Raw genomic sequence first — 22,987 nt, forward strand, 5'->3', positions numbered from 1 at the left:
GATGGTTATAATGTATTACTCTTTAATGCTTCATGCGTAAAATTTGTTCATTAGTGTTTTTCGGTTTTGCTACAGAGTGAGGCTTGACGGTATTGATTATTGTCTTTTATAGTAAAGAAGGTTTTTTATTGCGATGATTTTTGTGAAATTTTGAGTGGTTAAGAAGACAGTATTACCAGAAAGTATTGTGGTTTGTTAAAAAATATCTTTTGGTATAGCTATCGTGTTCTTGTTGATGCAATAAGTCATTATTGGCGTGATAATGGCAGTGTTTTTGCTAGTCATATCGCGCTGTCAGGGCTTTTAGCGTTTTTTCCTTTTTTCATTTTTGGGACATCTCTTGCTAGTTTTATCGGTGCTTTTACATATACACCGCAAAAAATCAAAGCTTTGGTGCAGTTGTTACCAGATGTTATTGCAGAGCCTTTATTGAAAGAAATTATCAATGTTTTAACTATTCAGCGGGGAGGAGTGTTGACGGTTTCTGTCATTGGGGCGGCTTATTTTGCTTCTAATGGGATAGAAGCATTACGGTCTGCTTTGAATAAAGCTTATCGTGTTGTTGATCGGCGTAGTTTGTTATTTTGCCGTTTTCAAAGTTTGTTTTTTGTGATTCTTGGAGCTTTTGGCCTTGTTGTTATAAGCTTTTTATTGATTTTAGCACCTCTCTTAATCAAGATTATGCAAAATCATTCTTTTTTCATGACTGAATATATTGGGGTTATTCGTTTATGGCGTTACATAATCGCAGCAGTTGTTTTATTTGTAAGTCTTTTGATTGTTCATAAATGGCTCCCAGCGGAGCGGCGGAAATTTATAGATATTTTTCCAGGAATTATGGTGACAATGGCAGTATGGTTTGTAGCTTCCATTGCTTTTGCGCAGTATTTGGCAATGTTTGATTATATTTCTACCTATGCGGGGTTAGCATCTATTATGGTGGCTATTATTTTTCTTTATATATTAAGCGCAATTTTTATTTTTGGCGCTGAAATAAACGCTGCGATGATGTTTTACCGCAAGCGTTTACAAAATTCAGAGGGGTGAAAGAACTTATTATTGCGTGAAAATCAAAATATCAATATCCCGATAAAACCTGCTATCACTTTGTTTATTGATGCGGATGCTTGTCCTGTAAAAGACGAAGTTTATCGTGTGATGAATCGTTATCAGCTTAAAACATTTGTTGTGGCAAATCGTTTCTTGTCCCTTCCAGATGAAGCACTCATTGAAAGAGTGGTTGTTGCTGGTGAACTCGATTGTGCCGATGATTGGATTGTGGACCATGTGCATGAGGCAAGTATTGTTGTTACCAGTGATATCCCTTTAGCAGCACGGGTTGTGCAGGCTGGTGGTGCGTGTCTTTCGCCAACGGGGCGTATTTTTGATGTAAGCTCTATCGGTCAAGCTTTAGCAATGCGCAATTTGATGGAAGATTTGCGAGGACAGGGCAACATGACAGGTGGGCCCCGTCCTTTTTGTCGTAAAGATCGTTCTGCTTTTTTATCAGCATTGGATCTCATGATACAACGTTTAAAAAGACGTGGTTATTAGGTTACAATGCTTCTTTTATGACGGCTTTTATAAGTGCTTTGGCATCGTTATTAGCCCATGGAGCTGCACCATTGAAGGAAGCAATGAGATGACCATTTTTATCAATGAGAAATGTAATGGGTAATCCTAAAGCGAGCCCTTGTTTTCTAACATTGTTGAAAATATCCATTGTTTCATCACGATAGTAGAGCAAATTATCAGCATGAACATCTTGTAAAAATTGCTGAATTTTTTCAGGAGAACCAGTTTTATCGATATTAATGGCTATCACATCAAAATTTTCTCCAGCCAGTTCACGTTTTAATTGCGCCAAGTCTGGCATTTCTGTGCGGCAGGGTGCACACCAAATAGCCCATAGATTAACTAAGAGTGGTTTTCCGGTAAATTCGCTGAGTTTACGGTTTTTTCCTTGAATATCTTTAAAAGAGAGCTGATTCATATCGGAGGGTGTATCAGCAAATCGTATGTGGGTGAAAAATCCTTTTGCGGCTTTTCGGATTGCTCTCATTTTTTCTTCTTGTTCTTTTACGGTCTTTTCTCCTGAAATAAAGTCTGTAAAAGAGGACTCTCTCTTGTTATAGGAGTTTTTTATTGCGTATAAACTTATGGCAGCTAAGATGACGACAATAAAAAAGGATGCGATGAAAATCCTCTTTTTGTTCTTTTTTTTTCGGTTGGTAAAAGTTTGAGGAATCATGATTTTTGTCCTTTGTATGGGTGTTTTTAGAGTATGACAGATAAAAAGTTAAAGAACCAGATGTGGGGTGGACGGTTTATAGCAGGGACTGCTGCAATTATGGAAGAAATTAACGCCTCAATTGATTTTGATCAAAAGCTTTATCGGCAAGATATTGAAGGTTCTCTCGCTCATGTGGCAATGTTAGCGCACACTAAGATTATTTCACAATCGGATTATGAAAAAATTGTTGATGGTTTAAAGCTTATTCATCAAGAAATTGAGGAGGGGAAATTTGTTTTTTCACGGAAACTTGAAGATATTCATATGAATATTGAAGCGCGATTGAACGAATTGATTGGTCCTGTAGCAGGACGCTTGCATACGGCGCGTTCTCGCAATGATCAAGTGGCTGTTGACTTTCGTTTGTGGGTGCGTGAAGCCTCACAGAGAATTATGCAAATTTTAAAAAGATTGATAGAGCAATTGCTTGTTCGAGCAGAACAACATGTTGAGACCTTTATGCCAGGTTTTACACATTTACAATCGGCACAGCCTGTAACATTTGGTCATTATATGATGGCTTATGTTGAAATGTTTGGGCGAGATTTGTCGCGGATGCGAGATGCCGTTGAGCGAATGAATGAATCACCTTTAGGAGCTGCTGCTTTGGCAGGAACAAGCTTTCCAATTGATCGTTTTATGACAGCAGAAACATTGGGTTTTCGAGAACCAACACGCAATTCGATTGATAGTGTTTCCGATCGTGATTTTGCACTGGAATTTTTAAGCGCTGGTGCTCTTTGTGCTATGCATCTTTCCCGCTTAGCGGAGGAAATTGTCCTGTGGTCAAGTGCACAATTTCAGTTTATTCGTTTATCGGATGCTTTTTCCACTGGTTCCTCTATTATGCCACAAAAGAGAAATCCCGATGCTGCGGAACTTGTGCGTGCTAAAAGTGGTCGACTAAATGGTGCATTGATGGGGCTTTTAACTGTGATGAAGGGATTACCTCTTGCCTATTCAAAAGATATGCAAGAAGACAAGCAGTATGTGTTTGATGGAGCTTTGAGCCTAGAATTATCGCTAGCAGCAATGATAGGGATTATTGGTGATTTGCAAGTCAATAAAGAAACTCTCAAACAAGCCGCTGATTCTGGTTATGCTACCGCAACTGATTTTGCCGATTGGCTTGTGCGTGAATTAGGGTTTCCTTTTCGTGAAGCACACCATATTACTGGGTGTGCTGTGGCATTGGCAGAAAAAAAACACTGTGGTTTAAATGATTTATCCTTGAGTGAACTACAAACGATCTGTCCACAAATTAATGCAACGCTTTTTGAGGTTTTAACGGTTGAAAAATCAGTTAAAAGCCGCAAAAGTTTTGGTGGCACTGCACCTTCAGAAGTGCTTAATCAAATTGCTTATTGGAAAAAACGCCTTGTAACTGCTTGAATGGTTGATTTGTAAATCCGAAAAAATAACAAGAGGAGAGAAAAGGGCGTATGAAAATTATTTTAAAAAATTTAACAATTGTTCTTTTGGGGAGTGTTATTCTCGTTGGATGTGGGCGTAAAGGGGCATTAGAATTGCCGCCTTCAGCAGTGAAGAATTCTTCGCAAGAAGCATCCGATCTTCAAAACAAAGCAGATGCCCCTTTTGTTCTTGATCCATTGATACAATAGGGGATTTTATGCATTTTTTTTCTTATCAGCAAGATGTTTTGCATGTTGAAGGTCTTTCGCTTTTGCAACTTGCGCGCGATGTTGGGACACCTTTTTATTGCTATTCAGCAAGTGCTCTCATTAAAAATTTTAAAGATTATCAGAATGCATTTCGGGATATGCCGAGTTTGATTGCTTATGCGGTTAAAGCAAATTCTAATCAAGCGGTTTTACAGCTTTTAGCGAATAATGGAGCGGGAGCTGATGTCGTCTCAGAAGGAGAATTACGGCGTGTCCTTGCTGTTGGTATTCCTGCTCATCGCATTGTTTATTCTGGTGTTGGTAAAAAGATTGAAGAGATAGATTTTGCTCTTGCACAGGATATTTGCTGTTTTAACGTTGAATCAGAACCAGAGCTTGAACAATTATCGGCACGTGCTGTTGCTCTTTCAAAAAAAGCACGTATTTCTTTGCGTATTAATCCAGATGTGGATGCTAAAACGCATAAGAAAATTACAACAGGGAGATCCGAGAATAAATTTGGTATTCCGCTGTCATTGGCAAGGGATGCCTATAAAAAAGCAGCTCAATTACCTGGTGTGGATGTTTGTGGTGTTGATCTCCATATTGGTAGCCAAATTTGTGACTTAAAGCCCTTTGAAGATGCGTTTATGATTGTCGCAGATTTTGTGCGTCAGTTATGGAATGATGGTTATGCAATAACCCATATCGATATTGGCGGGGGGCTTGGTATTTCTTATGGGGGTGAGCAGCAACCAGTCCCAACTCCTTTTGATTATGCACAACTGGTAAAAAAATATATTGCTCCTCTAGGAATCAATATTATCCTAGAACCTGGGCGCAGTATTGTTGGTGAAGCCGGTCTATTGGTGACATCTGTTGTATATTTAAAAAAGGGAGAAGGGCGGAATTTTGTTATTGTTGATGCGGCGATGAATGATTTCATGCGTCCGACACTGTATGATGCGTGGCAAAATGTTATACCAGTGAAGAAAACACCGATCGATGCTCCGCTGATCAGAGCAGATATTGTGGGTCCTGTTTGTGAAACTGGGGATTATTTAGCATTAAAGCGTTGCGTACCGATTTTAGCGGCAGGTGATTTCCTAGCAATTACTGGAGCGGGTGCTTATGGCGCCGTGATGGCAAGTACCTATAATAGTCGACTTTTGGTGCCGGAAGTTCTCGTTCAGGATAGGCGTTATGCAATTGTTCGTCCGCGTCTTGATTATGCCCAATTGATAGGGTGTGATCATATTCCAGATTGGATTAAACAGTGCTAAGGATTATTGGTCTTATTTTTACTAAACTTTAAGGGAACAATTTATTTTAACGTCTGGAAATTGTGTCGTATAGAATTTTTCTGGAGTGTTGTTTCTCTCTGATTTCAGTTTTCTTTTGCATCAGCTAAGTGTAAAAGTGTAAAGTTGAACGGGTTTTTCTGGGTAAAATTTACCTAGTTATCTTGGAAAATGGGTTGCGTAAGTGATCAGAGGGTTAAGCCTTCTTGAAAAAATAATCTGGTTGCAAATGAGTGGGGGGGTAAGAATCTTGGTTTTTTTAGGGCGAAGAAGAGATTAGGGTTTCGATTCACCACTGTAAAAGGGGACAAATGCTTGTCTATGAGAAATGAAAACGTCAAAAGTTTTGCGAGAAGAAAGCTTTTGTATGTGCGCATTTTTATGTGGTTTATCCTCTTATTGGAGCGAATATGGATACGGTTGTTGCCGCTTTTTCTCGTTCTCAGTCTCTTTTGTTCGCTTAGTTGGTTGGGTATTTTTGGAATTTTAGATTATTGGCCACATGTGCTCTTGCTTGGGCTTATGTTTTTTTTGGCTGTGGGGAGTTTATTTTTTCTTATTCATTTTCGCTTTCCCATAATGAGGGAAGTTGATCAGCGTCTTGAACGCGTAAATAACCTTGAAAATCAACCTTTAAGCACTCAAACAGATCGTTTGTTTTCTGAGAATGATGAAGATTTGAGTGCACTTATTTGGCGTGAACATCAACGCCGCATGGCAGAACAATTATATCCTTTAAAAACCGGATTTATCGATCCTAAAAGTGCGGCTTTTGATCCTCTAGCTTTGAGGACTTTATGTATTCTCCTTTGTGTGTGCGCTTTTAGTTTTTCTTTTGGCTCATTAGGAGGTCGTTTGGCAGATGCGTTCGATTTACGTCCTGTAATCGATGAGACATCAATGCGGATTGATGCTTGGGTAACACCTCCTGCTTATACGAGTGTTCCACCCCTTTATTTAACAAAAGATAACAAAACACAGCTTACCGTTCCTGAAGGGAGTGATTTAGTTGTCCGTGTTGTTAACGGTGCTGGTATTACAGTAAAAGCAAATACTAAAGAAGATGCGCGGGAAATTTCGTTTTCCAAAAAAAATGAAAAGGAAGCTTTGAATGATCCAATTGTTCATTTTGAAACACGGTTAGAACGTTCAATAGATTTAGTCGTGTCATCACGGCATAAGAGACAGCAATGGGATTTGCAAGTGATTAAAGATCAGCACCCAACAGTTCGTTGGTTAGAAAAACCAGGACGGATTTTAACCGGTTCTTTGGAGCTTCAATATGAGCTCGATGATGATTATGGGGTGACAAAGGCTTTTGTTGAAATAGAACCTTTTTTTAATGTACATAAAAATGCTTCTTCTCTTTATAAGGCACCTGAAATAAAACTTCTTCTACCCCGTGGTGGAAAGGGTAAAATGCGCACGGTACAAGATGTATCAGCACATCCTTGGGCTGGTTTAGAAGTCAAAATTACTTTGGTGGCAGAAGATGGTGCAGGGCAGAAAGGGCGGAGTAAAACTTTTGTTATGACGCTTCCACAACGTGTTTTTTCCAATCCTGTTGCGCGTGCAGTGGCTGAATTGCGTCGTATGTTAGTTCTCAATGCTTCTGCAAAAGAGCGAGTCCTTGATATGCTTTCTGCTTTGCTTGTGCGGCCAAAAGAGGGGCTGCAAAATCTCACACATTTTCTTGTCTTACAGAGTGCATGGACAAGGCTTTCTATGGCAGAAACAGAAGATGATTTGCGTGGTGTTGTCGATTATTTATGGCAGATTGCTTCAGGCATTGAAGGCAATCAGCTCGAATCTGTTCAAAAAACTCTAAAACAAGCGCAAGCTGCTTTGCGTGACGCACTTCGTTATGGTGCTCCAGCGGCGGAAATTGAAAGGCTTATGGCAGATTTACGCCAAGCTATGGATAATTATATTCATTCTTTGGCTGAAAGTGCACAGGATAAGAGTAATCCTCACAATAATAATCTTAGTTCTCCTAATCTTTCGGAGGATTCATTAGAAAAAAAGCTAAATTTAATTGAGGAAATGGCCAAGATGGGCTCTTCTTTAGCAGCTGAACAGTTGTTGGCAGAAGTTGAACAAACTCTTGATCATTTGCAAGTTCGAAAAGGCAATAAAAATGGAAAGCAGGATCAGAGCCAATCTGCAAGGATGAAAGAAAAAATGGATAAGTTGGGAGATTTAATGCGTCGTCAGCAAGAAATTCTCAATGAAACACACCAATTAGAAAAGCAAAAACAACGTGGAGAAACGCTTTCCGAACAACAAAGAAAATCTTTAAAAAAACGACAGGCTGAATTGCAGTCTGAATTATCAATGTTAGAAAAAGAATTATCAGCGCAAGGATTTGCGTCGAATGATGCATTCAAGAAAGCAGAAGAAAAAATGAACTCTGCAGAAGATGCTCTTGATCATGGAAACAATCAAGTGTCTATGCAGAATCAGTCGGATGCTTTAGAATCTTTGCGGCAAGGTGCGCAAAGTGTTTTGGAAAAAATGCGTGAAATGCTTAAAGAAACCAGCGGTAGTCAAGATGCTGTTCGTAGTCCTGTCGATCCCTTAGGGCGTTCACTTTCTTCAAAAACAGATCAAGAAGGTGCAGTATTACCACAAGAAAATGATCAAATGCGTGCACGGCAGATTTTAGAAGAAATTCGCAAACGCCTTGGTAAGGAGCATCTTCTTGAAGCAGAAAAAAACTATCTTGAAAAGCTCCTTCATTTTAATTAATCGCTTCCTCTTTTAACTGAGGTCAAAAAGAGCGCATTAGAAGCAGTATGAAGCTCAAAGATAAAGAGCATGATTAAAGCGCTTTTGCATGAAGTGGTTATGAAAAATATTCTATGCGATTTTTTATTATTTGGGTTTACAATATGAAATATTAAAATTTTTGCCATTGCGGAAAAAAGGCAAAAGTCCATATAAGTGAGGTATGTGAAAGCACCTGTTAGGTTTGAAGTTTTTTCTATATGGTATGTTGAGTTGGATATAGTCACACTGAGAGATTTTTACGATTCTGCCCTTGGATTGCGTGTACAAAGGACGTTGTGTGAGCAATTAAATTTATGGTGGCCCGATCTTACTGATAAACGCGTTATGGGTTTAGGGTACGCTCTTCCTTATCTTTCTGCGTTGTGTACACGCGCTCAACAATGTTTCGCTTTTATGCCAGCTGCTCAGGGAGCTTCGCCTTGGCCTTGTGCTGATAAGGTCGCTACAGCACTTGTTTTCGAAGAGGACTTACCGCTTCCTGATGCTTCGGTAGATTGTATTTTATTGGTCCATGCATTGGAATATACAGAAAATTCATTTGAAACACTCAATGAAATATGGCGCGTTTTAGCGCCTAATGGTAGTTTGATCGTTGTTGTTCCTCATCGTCCTGGTTTTTGGGCGCGCAATGCTTGTACACCTTTTGGTTATGGTGAACCCTATAGTCGACAGCAAATCGCTCGTTTGTTTGAAAAAACAAATTTTATTTCTGGACCAGTACAAGAAATTGTTCATTATATGCCTTCTTCAGGACGTGTTTCACGGTTGTTCTCATTTTTTTATGAACCATTTGGGCGTTATCTTTTGCCTTATTTTGGTGGACTCTTAATGTGTCAGGCGCAGAAACGTGTTTATCAAGGCTTACTCGTACAGCGTCGTCAATCGCGGCGTGTTTTTATTCCAGCATTATCGCCACAAGCCTATGAGAATTCTTCTCAGCTTGGTACCAATTTCACCTCACGATCGCATCTGAAGAGTCACAAAATCGATTGAGTATACAACCTTTCTTTCTGTGAAGTTCGAGTCAGAACTCTCATTCTCTTTGCCAGCTTAATTTCGCTATTGTTCCGACATTGAGAGAGTTTTGAAGAGTATATGTTAAGTCTTTTCTAAGGAATTACCCATCGTTAATCTTCTTTGTGATGTGCAAGAAAACAGGTTTATTGATCTCTTATAAGACAAATTTGTAATGAGAGAATTTATTTATTTAGGGATCTTATTTAAGCTGTAAAATTATAATTATTAATCAATATATTAAATATATTCATCTTATTGTATTTTTATATTCGAAAAATTAAGAATCCTAAAATCGCTTTTGAAGCAGTTACTGTTAAAGACGTGTTAAAGATTTAAACGATAGCCATTTTGATGGGTCACAAGAATTTGTGCGTTGGAAGGGTCTTTTTCGATTTTTTGTCGCAAACGATAAATATGGGTTTCTAAGGTATGGGTGACAATATTTGTATTGTAACCCCAAATTTGTTCTAAGAGTGTTTCACGGCTTACAACTTTGTCAGTGGTATAATAGAGATATTTAAGAATTGCTGCTTCTTTTTCTGTAAGGCGCGTTTTGTTGTTGGATTGATCAATGAGAAGTTTTTGTCCAGGTTTAAAAGTATAGGGACCAATATAAAAGATTGCCTCATCATTTTGCTCATATTGGCGCAATTGGGCACGAATTCGTGCCAATAATACTGCAAAACGGAAGGGTTTTTTTACATAATCATTCGCACCTTCTTCAAGATCTAAAAGGGTCTCGGAGTCTGTATCGTGATTCGTAATCATGATGATGGGAGCACGAAATCCTTGTGCACGTAATTTTTGAACGGCCTTTCCGCCATCAAAATCAGACAGTTCAAGACCAAAAATAGCCAGATCAACATTTTTCTCTTGCGTTATTGTCATTCCTGCTGCAGCCGTTTTTGCTTGCAATACTTTAAACTCTTTATACATTTGCAATTGTTCTACCAAAATAGCGCGCAGATCATCATCTTCTTCAACGATTAAAAGGGTATAGCAGTTCATTTTTGTTCCTTATAAAATAAGATAGAGTGACGCACCGATTGGTGAGGAGTAGTTTCATGAAAAATAAGTTTTCATGCAAGGAAAATTAAAAAGTAAGCCTCTAGAAAACGAAATTTTGTTGCTTTTATGATTATTTGCCAAAAAATGAAGAATTGCACGCATGACATTGCATGCATTGTTTTGGAGGATTTCGCAGAAATTCCTCTTGTTCTTTTTTACTTTTTTCTGCATTCGTACTAGGATCGGTGCTGTGAGGCGAGTGGTGATATCAATTGTAATTGTTTTGTAGATTTGTAGCTGGTCGGCACCATCATTACATTTGACAGCTTCTAATATTGCGACAGCCCTTGCATTAAGACAATTCATTAAAGGCATTTTTACTCCTTTCTAAATGTTTTTTATCCACACGCCATCTCCGCTTGTAATGTACAGGTATGAGATTTACTTGATTCAAAATGAGATGATTTAGACTGAGAGAATTTTACAATACTCGGAGTTATGATATAAGCTAAAAAACTATGATTTATTTTATAAATCAATGCGTTGTTCTCTAACAACAGTGTTGAAAAAATGTATCGTGAAGATAGATTTTATTCAATAGTTTGGGTTTTGAAATAAAATATTATAGAACGAAAAAGTGCAAGAGAGAGCTATTTTTGTTTATTGAGCATAAAATTATACGCACACACCAGGGTATATTATGCTTGCCTGCCGTGATACATGGAATATCTTTTTTCGCATGTTCTTCGATGGATGGAAATTATAATTTTAAGATGAAAGCATTTCTTTCTTAAGATTACCCATCAAACAAACTTCTTTCCATTCATCTTCTGTCACGGGTTGTACAGATAAGCGAGAGGCGTTGACGAGCACCATATTTTTCAGCTTTGAATTTGCTTTAATCTGTTTTAATGAAACAGGCGTTGGCATATCGCAGAGGGCACGAATATCTACACATTCCCAGCGTGGATCAGAGGTGGTGGAATCAGGATGTGCTTCAGCGCAGATTTCTACAATACCCACAATTTCTAGCCCTTTATTGGAATGATAAAAAAAGCCTTTATCACCTAATTTCATAGCGCGCATATTGTTGCGGGCTTGATAATTGCGCACGCCATCCCATTGTTCACCGGCAGTACCTTTTTGCTTTTGCATCTCCCATGACCATTTATGGGGTTCAGATTTAAAAAGCCAATAAGCCATCAGATCTCCTTTTTACAGATTATTGATATTGTACAAGATAGACATTTTTTCCATGCATTTATAGAATACTCTTAAGTATGATTTTTAAAATACAGTAAAAAATGCACAATATCGATTTTTTGCTTCTTTTTTAGAAAGGACCCAATTGTGGTAACATAACATGTTACGCATCCTTCTTGTTTTCATGGATTATATGATGTTATCTGGTCTTCGCTTTACTATCAGAAGAGAAAAAATGTGTGCGTGGATCAAAGAATAAATTAAATATAAAATATAATAGATTTTGTTATTTTTTGACTTCTATCTAGAAGGATTAAGTCTAGATTATATTGTCTCTAAAAAATGGTGTAAGAAAACTGCTTCTAGGAAGATCAAATTCTGAAAGGATAATAACATGCTAGATGGCAATGGATTATAGGAGATTTTTTAGAGAGCATAAGCACTCATCTGGTTTGTTATGCTTTTGTTCCACGGCGTCCCATCCCTATGAGGGGCTTAGATTTTTCATCTAATGGCCAACGTGAACGAGGGGCAATATCAAGGGGGCTTGTTTCTCCGCGTGCGAGTTTCTGTGCACCAACAAAAGCAATCATTGCAGCGTTATCGGTACATAAGGAAAGAGGCGGGGCTATAAATTCAAAACCATGTTGATGAGCGAGTTCTTTTAATGTCAATCGAATAGCTTGGTTAGCAGCAACTCCGCCTGCGACAACTAAAGCAGGAGGATGCCCCCCTTTATCATGAGAGGGGGGATATTGGTGGGTGAAATATTGCAAAGCTAAATGAACGCGATCATGGACTGTGTCGGTAACTGCTGCTTGAAAGCTTGCTGCAATGTCACAAACATCGCTTTCTGTGAGAGGAGCCATGGCTGTTGCGGCTTGGCGCACAGCGGTTTTAAGACCTGAAAAGGAAAAATCTAACCGTTTTTCACCTTTTAAAGGGCGTGGAAGGGGGATACGATTTTTATCACCCAATAAAGCCGTTTTTTCAAGTGCTGGACCACCAGGGTAAGGAAGGCCTAAGAGTTTTGCTGTTTTATCAAAAGCTTCCCCTAAGGCATCGTCAATTGTGGTTCCTAAACGTTGGTAATTGCCTACTTCGTGGACAAGAATTGTTTGTGTATGACCACCGGAAACCAACAGCAATAAATAGGGAAAAGAAACCTTATGGGTGAGCACGGCTGTTAAGGCATGGCCTTCTAGGTGATTGACAGCAATAAAAGGTTTTCCTGTGGCAAGAGAAAGTGCTTTTGCCGTCATAACACCTACTAAAAGTCCCCCTATCAAACCTGGTCCACTTGTAGCTGCAATAGCATCGATATCCCTTAATGTTATGTTCGCTTCTGTTAGCGCTTTTAGAATTAAACTGTCGAGAATTTCCACGTGGGCACGGGCGGCAATTTCAGGAACAACACCTCCGTAAGGGGCATGATGATCAATCTGGCTCCAAACAATATTAGAAAGAATTTTGCTGTTTCCTTCATTGTCCTGTTCAACAACAGCAGCAGCAGTTTCATCACAACTTGTTTCTATTCCTAACAGACGCATTTTAGACAAAACCTTGTGTTGAAGATTCTTTGATTGTGTGCGTACCACAGATAGGCAAAGATGCAAAGAATTTCTCTTGGGGTTAATAGCTCTCATGAAAAATGCGCTGTAATATTTTCTTTAAATATAACAGTTATGTTAAATAAAAAATTAAGCTGTTTTGTTTAGTATAAAATGATGATTTTTTTAAAAACACTTTTTATTAAAGTATATAACTATAGATTTTTCTGATAAAGATGCGGTATTGAAAATTTCTGTAAAGTTATATTCGTTGTAAAAAAATTGAAAAACAAGCTATGATATTTGAAAAAGCTTAATTTTTAAAACTTTTTTCATTTTATTCTTTTATAATTATCAGCAGAATGTACACAAAGAATGACTAAGATGGTAGATTCTTCAAAACCAAAAGCGAAAACACACTACATTACTACGCGCCGTAAAAAGCCGGTAATTGAACATGAAACTGTAAGCCATGATGCAGAGAAAGTAACACAAAATTCAACAGAATTTGATGTACGAGAGAAACAAAACAAGAAAAACATGCAACATCAATCCATATCTCATCTCTCTTGGCTGTCTTTGTTTCTTTCAGGAATTTTAGGTGGTCTGATTGCTTTAGGTCTTTTTATAGGGCTTCAATGGACACGTGTGCTGCCTTTTACTTTTGTAGAAAATGATGATGAAGGCAAAAAAGCTGTGCAAATTGCTGAAATCGCAAAAAGTCAAAGTGAAGAAGCAAGAGAACAATTAGGGCGTGTCCTCCAAGAAATTGATGCTTTGAAAACAGAGTTTTCTTCTTTTTCATCACAACAGGTTGAAACTGTTCAAAGTGATGAAGTGTCACAAAAAGAAAGAAGAAAAGTTTTTACTGTTTTAGAGGAAAAGGTAAGAGGTCTTGAAGAGTCTGTACAGACTTTAAGTGATAGATCAAAAGAGATGGAAATGGCTTTGTCGGTTGAACAAAGCAATGCAAACGCTCTTGCTCTCTTAAAGCAACAGTTAGAGACTGTGCAGGGGGAAATTGCTTCTAAAGGGAGTGAGAAACAAGAAAGAAGCACTGCATTGTTTATTGCGATCAGTTCGCTAAAAAATGCTATAGAACGCGGAGGGTCCTATAGTAATGAATTGAAAACATTACAGCAATTAATGCCTTCAATTGATGGATTTGATTTGTTGCAAAAAACAGCTGCTATAGGACTTCCAAGTTCAGCGCAACTCTCAAGTGATTTTGCTAAAGTTGCGGATGCAATCGTTAGTCTGAAAAATAGTGTTGCCTCAGATGCTGCTTTTTCTGAACGGGTTTGGTCATGGATAAAAGGTTTGGTTGTTTCACGGCCAACTGGGAATATCGAAGGTATGACACTCGAGGCGATTGCGGCACGAATGGAAGTTGCTATTCAAGTGGGTGATTATGAAAAAGCTCTGAGTGAATGGCAAGCATTGCCTCAAAATGCGAAAGATGTTTCGGTGGATTTTGTTCATAAACTTGAAAGACATATTGCTATTCATCAACTTCTTCAGAAGTTGCTATTCTCTGCACAGCAGGGACCTTTTAAGGCTTTGAAGAGGTAAATAGGCTCAAGATGATACGTGTTTTTATTTACAGTTTTGCTGTCTGTATGATCGGCCTAGCTTTTGGGTGGGTTGCTAATTACAACAGTATTTTAGTTATAACATTTTTGCACTTTCGGTTTTCTGTTTCACTCTTAACAGTTTTATGCGCACTCGTTTTATTTCTCGGAATTTTAGTGCTTTTATGGTGGTTGCTCTCTACCCTTTTTTCTGTACCTCGTGCTCTCTCTCGTTATTTTTACCAACGTCATAAAAAGCGCGGTTATCAAGCTCTTTCACAGGGAATTCTTGCCGTTTTTGCCGGCGATGGTGTTTTGGCACAACAAATGGAGGCGCGGGTTGTTAAATATCTCGCAGATAAGCAGGAACCGTTGGTAAAACTCTTACAAGCTCAAACTCTCTCTTTGCAAAATAATTCTGCTTCTGCCATCAGTCTTTATGAGGAGATGAGAAAAGAAGCACCAACAAAATTGGCGGGGCTTTACGGCTTGTTTCGTGAAGCTATAAAAAGCAAAGCCTATGAAGCGGCGCAACAATATGCAGAAGAAGCCTTGGCTTTATCGCCAGCACTTTTATGGGCGCATCAAACTGTGCTTGAGCGGTTGAGTGTTGAGGGGCAATGGGATAAGGCACTCGCTGTTTTTGAACGTGCGCAAAAAGCTTTACCGCGTGCGATCCGTTCAGCAGCAGAACGGCAACAGATACAAGCTTTGTTGTTATGTGGGAAGGCTCTTCAACTGTTTGAAACGCATCCTGCACAAGCGCGTGCCGCCATTTTGAAAGCACATAAATTGGTACCTGATTTTGTGCCTATAACGGTTGCTGCTGCTGATATTCTTTATAAACTCCATGAAACACGTAAAGCTGATAAAATGGTTATTACTGCTTGGCAGAAAGAGCCTCATCCTGATTTGGGGGCGCTTTATCTTGAAAGAGAAGAAGGCGCTGTTGGGCGGTTGAAAAAAGCTAAAACACTTGCTTCTTATAATAAAGAGACATTTGAAGCGACTTTCCTTATTGCCAAAGCTGCTTTGGATGCTGGTGAGACAGTTCTAGCAAGGAAACAGGCTGAAAAAGCTCTGAAGTATCATCGGCGCGAAAGTGTTTATTTATTGTTGGCAGATATTGAAGAGGCACAAGGAAATAATCAGGGATCCGTACGTCAATGGCTTTCCTTAGCACTTCGGGCTGAACGTGATCCGGTGTGGATGTGTGAGGGGACCATTTTCCCTGCTTGGTTGCCTGTTTCTCCAATGAGCGGACGTCTTGGCTGCTTTGAATGGAAAGCGCCTCCTCGTATGGTTCCTTTTACATTGGAGGCCACCAATAGTGAGTCGGAAAAGCAGGATAAAGATAAAAAAAATATTGTGGGGAAAAGTGGTGCTGTCGAAAATAAGATGCTTGAAGAGTCACCTCCTATAGAAAATTCTCTTTTGTATAATGCACAGGGACAGAAGCATGAGACAAAAAATCAAGATATTACAGCATTCCGTCAAACTCACTTAAATGTTGATGATCCAGGTGTTAAAGTGGAAGAAGAGGCTGTATTTTTGTCAAGAAAGAAATTTCGTTTATTTTAAAGAAAGAAAATTATAGTGCGTATTGTTCGCAAAATTATTTTCTTGCGTTGAAAAAATAAAACGCGACTTGGTTGCAAAAATTATTGGTTAAAGAATGTTTTTACGTCAAAGATGTGTTAGTGAAAAGCAAAAAAAGTGCAAACCAAGAATTGCGGTGGTTATCCATCGTCAATCTACATATACTGGCCGTTTGGGAAAATTTTTGCAACAAAATGGTTTTGTTCTTGATGTTTACCGCCCTATTTTAGGACAAAAACTCCCCGATACATTGGATCATTATGCTGGTGTTGTTATTTTGGGGGGGCCAATGAGTGTAAATGACAGGGAAGTCTATATTGGTAAGGAGATTGATTGGATTTCCTTATCGCTGAAAGAAAATAAGCCTTTTTTAGGGATTTGTCTTGGAGCACAAATGTTAGCGCGAAATCTAGGGGGACGTGTTAGCACAAGAAGTGATGGAACTGTTGAAGTTGGTTGGTATCCTCTGGAAGCAACCTCACAAGGCAAGGCTTTGATGAATTGGCCAGAAATGGTTTATCATTTTCATGATGAGGGTATTTATGATTTACCTAAAGAGGCCGAGCTTTTGGCAACAGGTCATACATATCCTACACAAGCTTTTCGTTATGGAGATAATGCGTGGGGTTTGCAATTTCATGCCGAATTTACACGTGCTATGATGCGGCGTTTAGTGGTTCGTTCGGCGCACAAATTGACTGAAAAAGGGGCTCAACCTGCTTCTGAACATTTGAAAGGTCGTTTAATTTATGATCAGGTTTTGAGCCAATGGTTTGAAAATGCATTACAACAGATTTTTTGTATGCCTGTTGCCCATGTGTGAGAGTTAAGAATTTTTTTCATCTACGTTAAAGAAAGTTTTCATTTTGTCTATGTCCTCTCAATTGACATTGCTACGGAAAAGCCCTCCGCTAAGCTATTTGCTTTGTGGATTATTTTGTCTTGTTCTGATCTTGATTTATAGTTCATTCTGGTTTTTTTTTCACGTAAAATAGAAGATCGTATTTCTGATCTCTTCGCAGCAGCATCCGCTCGTGATATGAGAGTTGTATGCGAAAACTTTAGCAGGAGTGGTTATCCGTTACGGATTGGTGTTGCTTGTGATCAATTTCACTTTGCTTGGCCTTTGCATAAAATTTCCTTATCAACTGCGCGTTTAACGGTTGGGGCACCAGTTTATGCCCCTCATTTTGTAGAGTTTAATGCTCATTCTCCTGCATCAATTGTTTTTTCTGGAAAAACACCTATCGTGTTGCAATGGCGCAATTTTGCGATTGAAACAGAACCTTATTGGAGAACGGTGAAGACATTTAAACTGATGGCTGAAGGGCTTGAAATTTCCACCTTTGCTTCTTCTCTTGAAGACCAAAAACCTCAAGGAAAATTTGAATCACAAACGGAAAACAAAAAGGCAAGACAAGAAAATGTTGAGGATAAAGCATCTTTCAGAGATACTGCGAATGTCATTGAACCTTCTTTAGATCAAGAGGATCTACCTCAAAAAATAACGGCAGAATTTTTGCGACTTGATCTTAAACACGAGAAGAATCATTTATTTGGGCATCTTACTTTCGATGATGTTGACTCTTCCATGTTTTTTGCACCTTACTTTATTGATATTCCAAAAATTGATGGTAACTTAAAATGGGTTTTCAATGATGTGTCTCATTTTTTTGACAATAGAGGAGGCCGTTGGAGACAGCGTTTTTATGGGGAAAGTGGTGTTTTAAAGCATGGTGAATTAATTTTTCATACAGGAGGCACCTTGCGTGTCAGTGGACCCTTTTCCTTTGATGATGAAGGATATTTGACCGCAAAATTTGAGCTTGTCTTTGTGAAGCATATGGAGCTACTTACCACTATGCAACGCTTGTTTCCTGAGCAAGCCAATAATTTGCAAGCTTTATTTTTTGTTTTGGGTGTGATGCCTAAAAGTCCAGATGGTTACCCCATTTTGTCATTGCAGATTACCCATGGATGGGCAAAATTAGGTTTTTTAAAACTTGGCCGTCTCGCACCGCTTTAAGTTTAAGATGTCCTTTTCGACGTTGCACAATCAACCCTACCCATGGGGATAAAGTATTTAAGTGCTTTGTTTAAAAGTGCAGACGGCAGGCTTTTTTTCCTCTTATTAATTCCCTACAGCAAGACAAAATGAAATTTTGTAAAACTTTGATGCTTTGCAATGCTTTAAATCTGAAAAGACTGTTTTAAAGTTGTGCAATCATACCTGCTGCGAAGGTAAAGCGAGAAATATTGAGATCATTTTCAATGAGGGCACCAATGCGATTTGTTACATTATGAATTTGATCTTCTTTTATTTTACTCCAAGCCGCAAAGGGATCCTCTTTTGTTCCATAATTTTTCAGGATTTTCAGAACAATTTTGCGTAAACTTTCAGCAATATTTTCTTTAGCTTGGCTTAAGGCCATACTATCATAATAATCAAGGACAGGAATTGTTCGACTTGCTTCATTAATGCGGTTTATACGGATGATTTGTGCAAGTGAGAAATAGATCTCTGCGGTTTTAATAAGATCTCTTTTGCTTTGTTTTGCAATCAAAGAAATGTCACAAATTATTGGAGCAGCTTCTAAGAGAGCCAATTGTTTTGCTAAAGTTTTTGGTGCCCCTTCTTCACTATAATGGTTTGTTTTTTCTTTAATTTTTTGATTGATATCTTTATCATTGGGATATGTCAGCAATTCTTCAAGAACAGTACGAGCTTGCTTTATTGTTTTCACAAGTTCTTCTAATGGAAGCGAGAGATCCATATTGCGCAAGCCCCAATTGGTTGTTTCAAAAAGCATTGATGTAATGGCTGCGTAAAATTTGTTTTGGATAAGACCTGGTATTTTATTGTCGAGTTTATCAATTTGATCAGACAATTGGGGTATCTCAAAGCCATCACACAATGCGATGAAAACACGAATGATATTTTCAACCTTTTGTTCAGTGGAATCTTGTAGCCGACTAACAAATGTTGGTCCTCCACGATTCACAATATCGTTGGCAATGAGGGTCGCAATAATATTACGACGCAATTGATGGTTAATGATTTCTTTCTTAAAGCTTGTCTGAATTTGCGTTGGAAAATAGCGCAATAAGATTTCATCAAAATAACGCTCATCAACAATAGCGCTATGGGCAATTTCTTCTTTTAGGGTTAATTTAGCATATGCCAAAATGACCGCGAGTTCTGGACGTATTAATCCTTGACCTTGTGTTATTCTTTGCCGCAAAGTTTGTTCATCAGGAAGAATTTCAACCCTGCGGTCTAGAAGTTTCTTCTGTTCCAAATCATGCATAAAGCGTATTTGATAAGGCAAATCCGTAATGCTTTGGCTTTCAGCGAGAGAAAGAGCAAGGGGTTGTAGATAATTGTTGCGCAGGACTAATTGTTCAACTTGGGGAGTCATTTGTTTCAAGAGTTCATTGCGTGCTTCGCGGGTAAGCGTTTTTGCCCGAAGGGCTGATGCGAGAACAATTTTGATATTAACCTCAACATCTGAACAATTAACACCTGCGGAGTTATCAATGGCGTCTGTGTTGCATCGCCCACCATTTAAGACATATTCAATACGACCGCGTTGGGTAACACCAAGATTAGCACCCTCACCAATAACTTTTGCACGAACTTGTTCACCCGTAATGCGGAGTGCATCATTTGCACGATCTCCTACTTGTGCATCGGCTTCTGTTGTTGCACGAATGTAAGTCCCAATGCCTCCAAACCATAAAAGATCAACAGGCGCTTTGAGAAGTGCAGAGATAATTTCAAACGGGGTTCCGGTTTGTTTTTCAAAACCAATAGCTTGTGCTGCTTCGGGTGAGAGAGTAATGGTTTTCATTGTCCGTGAAAAAATACCACCACCCTTGGATAATTTTGTTTGGTCGTAATCTTGCCAACTTGAACGCGGAAGTTGAAAGAGGCGCATTCGTTCCGCATAGCTTTCAGCTATATTAGGATTTGGATCTATAAAGATATCACGATGGTCAAAGGCGGCAATGAGTTTTGTTTGTTCGGAAAGAAGCATTCCATTGCCAAAAACATCACCTGACATATCACCAACCCCGATACAGGTGAAAGGGGTTGTTTGAATATCGTGATTAAAGGATTCGCGAAAATGTCTTTTAACGGCTTCCCACGCCCCTTTCGCTGTAATCCCAATCTCTTTGTGGTCATAACCTGCTGAACCTCCAGAGGCAAAAGCATCATCGAGCCAAAAGTGATTCGCTTGGCTGAGAGCGTTGGCAGTGTCAGAAAATGTTGCTGTTCCTTTATCGGCTGCAACAACAAAATAGGGGTCATGATCATCATGGCAAATGATATTGTGAGGAGCATTTATTTGGCCGTTAACCAGATTGTCGGTAATGGAAAGCAAAGCTGTGATGAAATCAATGTAAGCTTGTCGTGCGGCTTCAATGATGACAGCACGATCATTCGTTTGGGGAAGGCGATGAGGATAAAATCCCCCTTTTGCTCCAACAGGAACAATAACAGCGTTTTTAACCTGCTGTGCTTTGACTAAGCTTAGAACTTCAGTGCGGTAATCGAGGGCACGATCAGACCAACGGATTCCGCCGCGGGCAATAGGACCAAAGCGCAGATGAACCCCTTCAACTTCTGGTCCATAAACGAAAATCTCTCTATAGGGACGTGGTTCAGGTAAGCCTTCAATTTGGCGGGGGTCTAATTTTGTTGCTAAAATACGTCGCGAATTGCCATTTGCTAGAGGAGTAAAGGCGTTGCTTCGTAAACTTGCATCGATAAGATTACGATAACGGCGTAAGATTAGATCATCATCTAAACCAGAGACTTTTTGTAATTTTTCTTCAATGCGTTGTTGAATGATCTGTTGGTTCTTTTCTCGCTCTTTTTCTGTATGACTTTGATGGAATTTTAAATGAAATAAAGCATAAAGATCTTTCGTAATGTTGGGGTAAGCATTTAAAGTTTGGGCAACACGATCTTGTGAATAGGGAATTCCAGCTTGTTGGAGATAGCGTCCATAATGGCGTAGAATGACAATTTCACGCCAATTAAGCTCTGCTGTTTGCGTTAAAGCATTAAAGGCATCATTATCAGCATTCTGCGACCAAATTGCTTCGAATGTTTCAGCGTGTTTCTGTCCATTTTTATCAAAATCAAGAGAGAGTTGGAAAGCACTTTCCAGTTGCATATCATGAAGATATACAGAGTCTCCGTTGCCATCTGGTAATTCAAGGGTTTGTTCAGCAATAACCCGAAATCCCATGTTTTCAAGAAGGGGTACGCGTTTAGAAAGAGCAAGTGCTTGATGGCGATGAAAAAGCCGGAGAGAAATGGTTTGTTTTTCTTTATTTTGTGCCTGATAAAAAGTAACAAAAAGCGGCTTTTTATCATTAAGGCTTAGAATATGACCGGCATCTTCAATTGCATCTTCAGCTGAGAATAAATCACGATAGCTATTGGGAAATTGACTAGCTAAACGGGTTTGTTGGTCTGTTGCTTTGCGGGTAAGAGCTATGGTTTGGACGCTGTCTTCCCAACCCCGTGCGATAGAACGAACCTTTTGTTCAAGTGTCATACGCTCGATAATAGGGGCGCTGTCGCTTCCTTTACGATGGATGATATAATGGACGCGAATGAGGGTACTTTCTAAAAAGAGCGGATAGGATTCAAAGAAATCACCCTGGTAGAGTTCGACAAAATATTCGCCAATTTTCTCACGAATGTTACTGCTATATTGATCACGGGGGACATAAACAAGGATCGAAACAAAGCGTCCAAAAGGATCAATATGTGCAAGCACTCGTAAACGTGGACGTTCATCTAATTGCAGAATAAGCTTGGCATTTTCTGTTAATGTATCAACATCGGAACGAAACATTTCATCTCTTGGATAGGTTTCCAAAACACTGATGAGGGCTTTCCCAGAATAGTCAGTTAGATTGTAGCCAAGGCGCTGAATGATGGTTTTAGCTTTTTCTTTTAAGAAAGGGATTTGTAAAATAGAGCGCGTATAAGCTGAGGAGGTGAACAATCCTACAATGCGCAATTCTCCACATAGCTTGTCTTCTTTATCAAAGATTTTAAGACCAATATAATCGAGCCAGACAGGACGGTGGATTTTTGAACGACTGTTTGCTTTTGTGACAATAAGCAAGTTATCACTTTCCATAAAGGATAAGATTTCTTGTGGAGGTTCTTCCACACGCGCATCACCAATAATGCGGATAGAGGCATCGGTGAGAATACCAAGCTCAATATCGCTGGCTATGAAAGCTTTTGTAGGTTCTTGGTTTTTTATGAAATGATAAGTACGCATACCAAGGAAGATGAAATTATGGTCCATCAACCAGTTAAGAAACTCAATGGTTTTTTCACCTTCTTGTTTGTAGTTTTGTGGCAGGTTTGTTTGATAGGCATGGATATGCTTTTCGACTTCTTCAAGCATCGGTTTCCAGTCTTGTACAGCTGCATTAACCTGTTCAAGAACGAGGGCGAGTTCCTCTTTGAGTTTTTGTTTTTGCTGTTCGTTTAAGGGTTCAATGTGAATTTGCATCAAGCTGATGCGTTGCCCAGAGGCACAATCAAGCACCGGATGGGCAATCAAATAAATATGATGTTTATCCTGGTTGAAGACATTGAGAATAGAATCGAGCAGGAATGGTTTGTTATCGTTTACGAGCGTTATAACGGTTATAGGTTTGTTTTTGCGGGTTAAATTTTGTTCAAAGCAGATGATTGTTTTTCCTGTTTGGTGGAGCTTAAAAGCTTCAACAGCGGTTGTTGCGGCTTTTTGGAGTTCTTTGTCTTCATAACAGGCGATATCTTCTTTATCGGTATGAGCAAAAAGGATTTGTTCTATTTTATCTTGATTGTTTTTTGTTTCTGATGTTTTTTGTTGTAACACAATAATCTTCCCTTTTTTGCTCTTAGGGGTCTTTTCTTCATTGGAGCAGACCATTATATCATTCCCCGCAGTGTAACACCTTCTTCTCAAAGAGAATAGTTATTATTTTGAGAATGGATACACTTGTTTCTTCC

At 39.0% G+C, this 22,987-nt stretch carries 16 protein-coding genes; 11 read left to right on the forward strand and 5 right to left on the reverse strand.

The features are described from left to right. Positions 1–192: 192 nt before the first annotated feature. Together AC0QT1_RS00915 and AC0QT1_RS00920 are read left to right on the forward strand one after the other, a co-directional pair. A complete protein-coding gene (locus AC0QT1_RS00915) occupies positions 193–1,047 on the forward strand; it encodes a YihY/virulence factor BrkB family protein (RefSeq protein ID WP_473201451.1) in 855 nt (284 codons plus the stop codon). Positions 1,048–1,059: 12 nt separating this feature from the next. Further along, entirely contained in the window at positions 1,060–1,554 is a 495-nt protein-coding gene (locus AC0QT1_RS00920; protein WP_473199835.1) for a YaiI/YqxD family protein, read from the forward strand. A 1-nt stretch (position 1,555) separates the two neighbouring features. Here the strand turns inward: AC0QT1_RS00920 and AC0QT1_RS00925 are convergent, their stop codons facing one another. Further along, entirely contained in the window at positions 1,556–2,251 is a 696-nt protein-coding gene (locus AC0QT1_RS00925; protein ID WP_473199834.1) for a TlpA disulfide reductase family protein, read from the reverse strand. Between the two features lie 33 nt (positions 2,252–2,284). Between AC0QT1_RS00925 and argH the strand changes: the two genes are divergently transcribed. The 5 genes from argH (at position 2,285) to AC0QT1_RS00950 (ending at position 8,999) form a co-directional block, all read left to right on the forward strand. Next, on the forward strand, positions 2,285–3,685 hold the full coding sequence (argH, locus tag AC0QT1_RS00930) for an argininosuccinate lyase (protein WP_473201452.1): 1,401 nt from the start codon (positions 2,285–2,287) through the stop codon (positions 3,683–3,685). A 50-nt stretch (positions 3,686–3,735) separates the two neighbouring features. Beyond that, the gene (gene lptM, locus AC0QT1_RS00935; RefSeq protein WP_473201453.1) at positions 3,736–3,915 is read left to right on the forward strand and encodes an LPS translocon maturation chaperone LptM; all 180 of its coding nucleotides are present in this window, start codon (positions 3,736–3,738) and stop codon (positions 3,913–3,915) included. An 8-nt stretch (positions 3,916–3,923) separates the two neighbouring features. Next, positions 3,924–5,198 carry a diaminopimelate decarboxylase gene (lysA, locus tag AC0QT1_RS00940; protein ID WP_473201454.1) on the forward strand — a complete coding sequence of 425 codons (1,275 nt, stop codon included), beginning with the start codon at positions 3,924–3,926 and terminating at the stop codon, positions 5,196–5,198. Between the two features lie 339 nt (positions 5,199–5,537). After that, positions 5,538–7,964, forward strand: a complete 2,427-nt coding sequence (locus tag AC0QT1_RS00945; RefSeq protein ID WP_473201455.1) for a TIGR02302 family protein — start codon at positions 5,538–5,540, stop codon at positions 7,962–7,964. A 252-nt stretch (positions 7,965–8,216) separates the two neighbouring features. After that, entirely contained in the window at positions 8,217–8,999 is a 783-nt protein-coding gene (locus AC0QT1_RS00950) for a class I SAM-dependent methyltransferase (RefSeq protein ID WP_473201507.1), read from the forward strand. Positions 9,000–9,347: 348 nt separating this feature from the next. On the opposite strand, the gene AC0QT1_RS00955 is transcribed toward AC0QT1_RS00950, so the two are convergent. From AC0QT1_RS00955 to tsaD, 3 genes are all read right to left on the reverse strand, one after another. After that, a complete protein-coding gene (locus tag AC0QT1_RS00955; protein ID WP_473199829.1) occupies positions 9,348–10,031 on the reverse strand; it encodes a response regulator transcription factor in 684 nt (227 codons plus the stop codon). A 768-nt stretch (positions 10,032–10,799) separates the two neighbouring features. Beyond that, positions 10,800–11,234, reverse strand: coding sequence for an EVE domain-containing protein (locus tag AC0QT1_RS00960; RefSeq protein WP_473199827.1), 435 nt, complete (start codon positions 11,232–11,234; stop codon positions 10,800–10,802). 455 nt (positions 11,235–11,689) lie between these two features. Continuing rightward, positions 11,690–12,784, reverse strand: coding sequence for a tRNA (adenosine(37)-N6)-threonylcarbamoyltransferase complex transferase subunit TsaD (gene tsaD, locus AC0QT1_RS00965; RefSeq protein WP_473201456.1), 1,095 nt, complete (start codon positions 12,782–12,784; stop codon positions 11,690–11,692). Between the two features lie 384 nt (positions 12,785–13,168). On the opposite strand from tsaD, the gene AC0QT1_RS00970 reads away from it, so the two are divergent. The 4 genes from AC0QT1_RS00970 to AC0QT1_RS00985 all read left to right on the forward strand — a co-directional run bounded on the left by AC0QT1_RS00970 (position 13,169) and on the right by AC0QT1_RS00985 (position 17,980). Next, complete coding sequence (locus AC0QT1_RS00970; protein WP_473199825.1) at positions 13,169–14,356, forward strand: COG4223 family protein; 1,188 nt, start codon at positions 13,169–13,171, stop codon at positions 14,354–14,356. Positions 14,357–14,367: 11 nt separating this feature from the next. Beyond that, positions 14,368–15,936 (forward strand): heme biosynthesis HemY N-terminal domain-containing protein, encoded by a 1,569-nt coding sequence (locus tag AC0QT1_RS00975; protein ID WP_473199824.1) that lies wholly within the window; start codon positions 14,368–14,370, stop codon positions 15,934–15,936. Between the two features lie 94 nt (positions 15,937–16,030). Further along, positions 16,031–16,777: a glutamine amidotransferase gene (locus AC0QT1_RS00980; protein WP_473199823.1), complete on the forward strand. Its 747-nt coding sequence runs from the start codon at positions 16,031–16,033 to the stop codon at positions 16,775–16,777. Positions 16,778–16,924: 147 nt separating this feature from the next. Then, complete coding sequence (locus AC0QT1_RS00985) at positions 16,925–17,980, forward strand: DUF2125 domain-containing protein (RefSeq protein ID WP_473201508.1); 1,056 nt, start codon at positions 16,925–16,927, stop codon at positions 17,978–17,980. Positions 17,981–18,164: 184 nt separating this feature from the next. Here AC0QT1_RS00985 and AC0QT1_RS00990 read toward each other — a convergent pair whose 3' ends face one another. After that, positions 18,165–22,853, reverse strand: a complete 4,689-nt coding sequence (locus AC0QT1_RS00990; RefSeq protein WP_473201509.1) for an NAD-glutamate dehydrogenase — start codon at positions 22,851–22,853, stop codon at positions 18,165–18,167. Positions 22,854–22,987: the final 134 nt, after the last annotated feature.

Source organism: Bartonella sp. P12B, assembly GCF_055796185.1.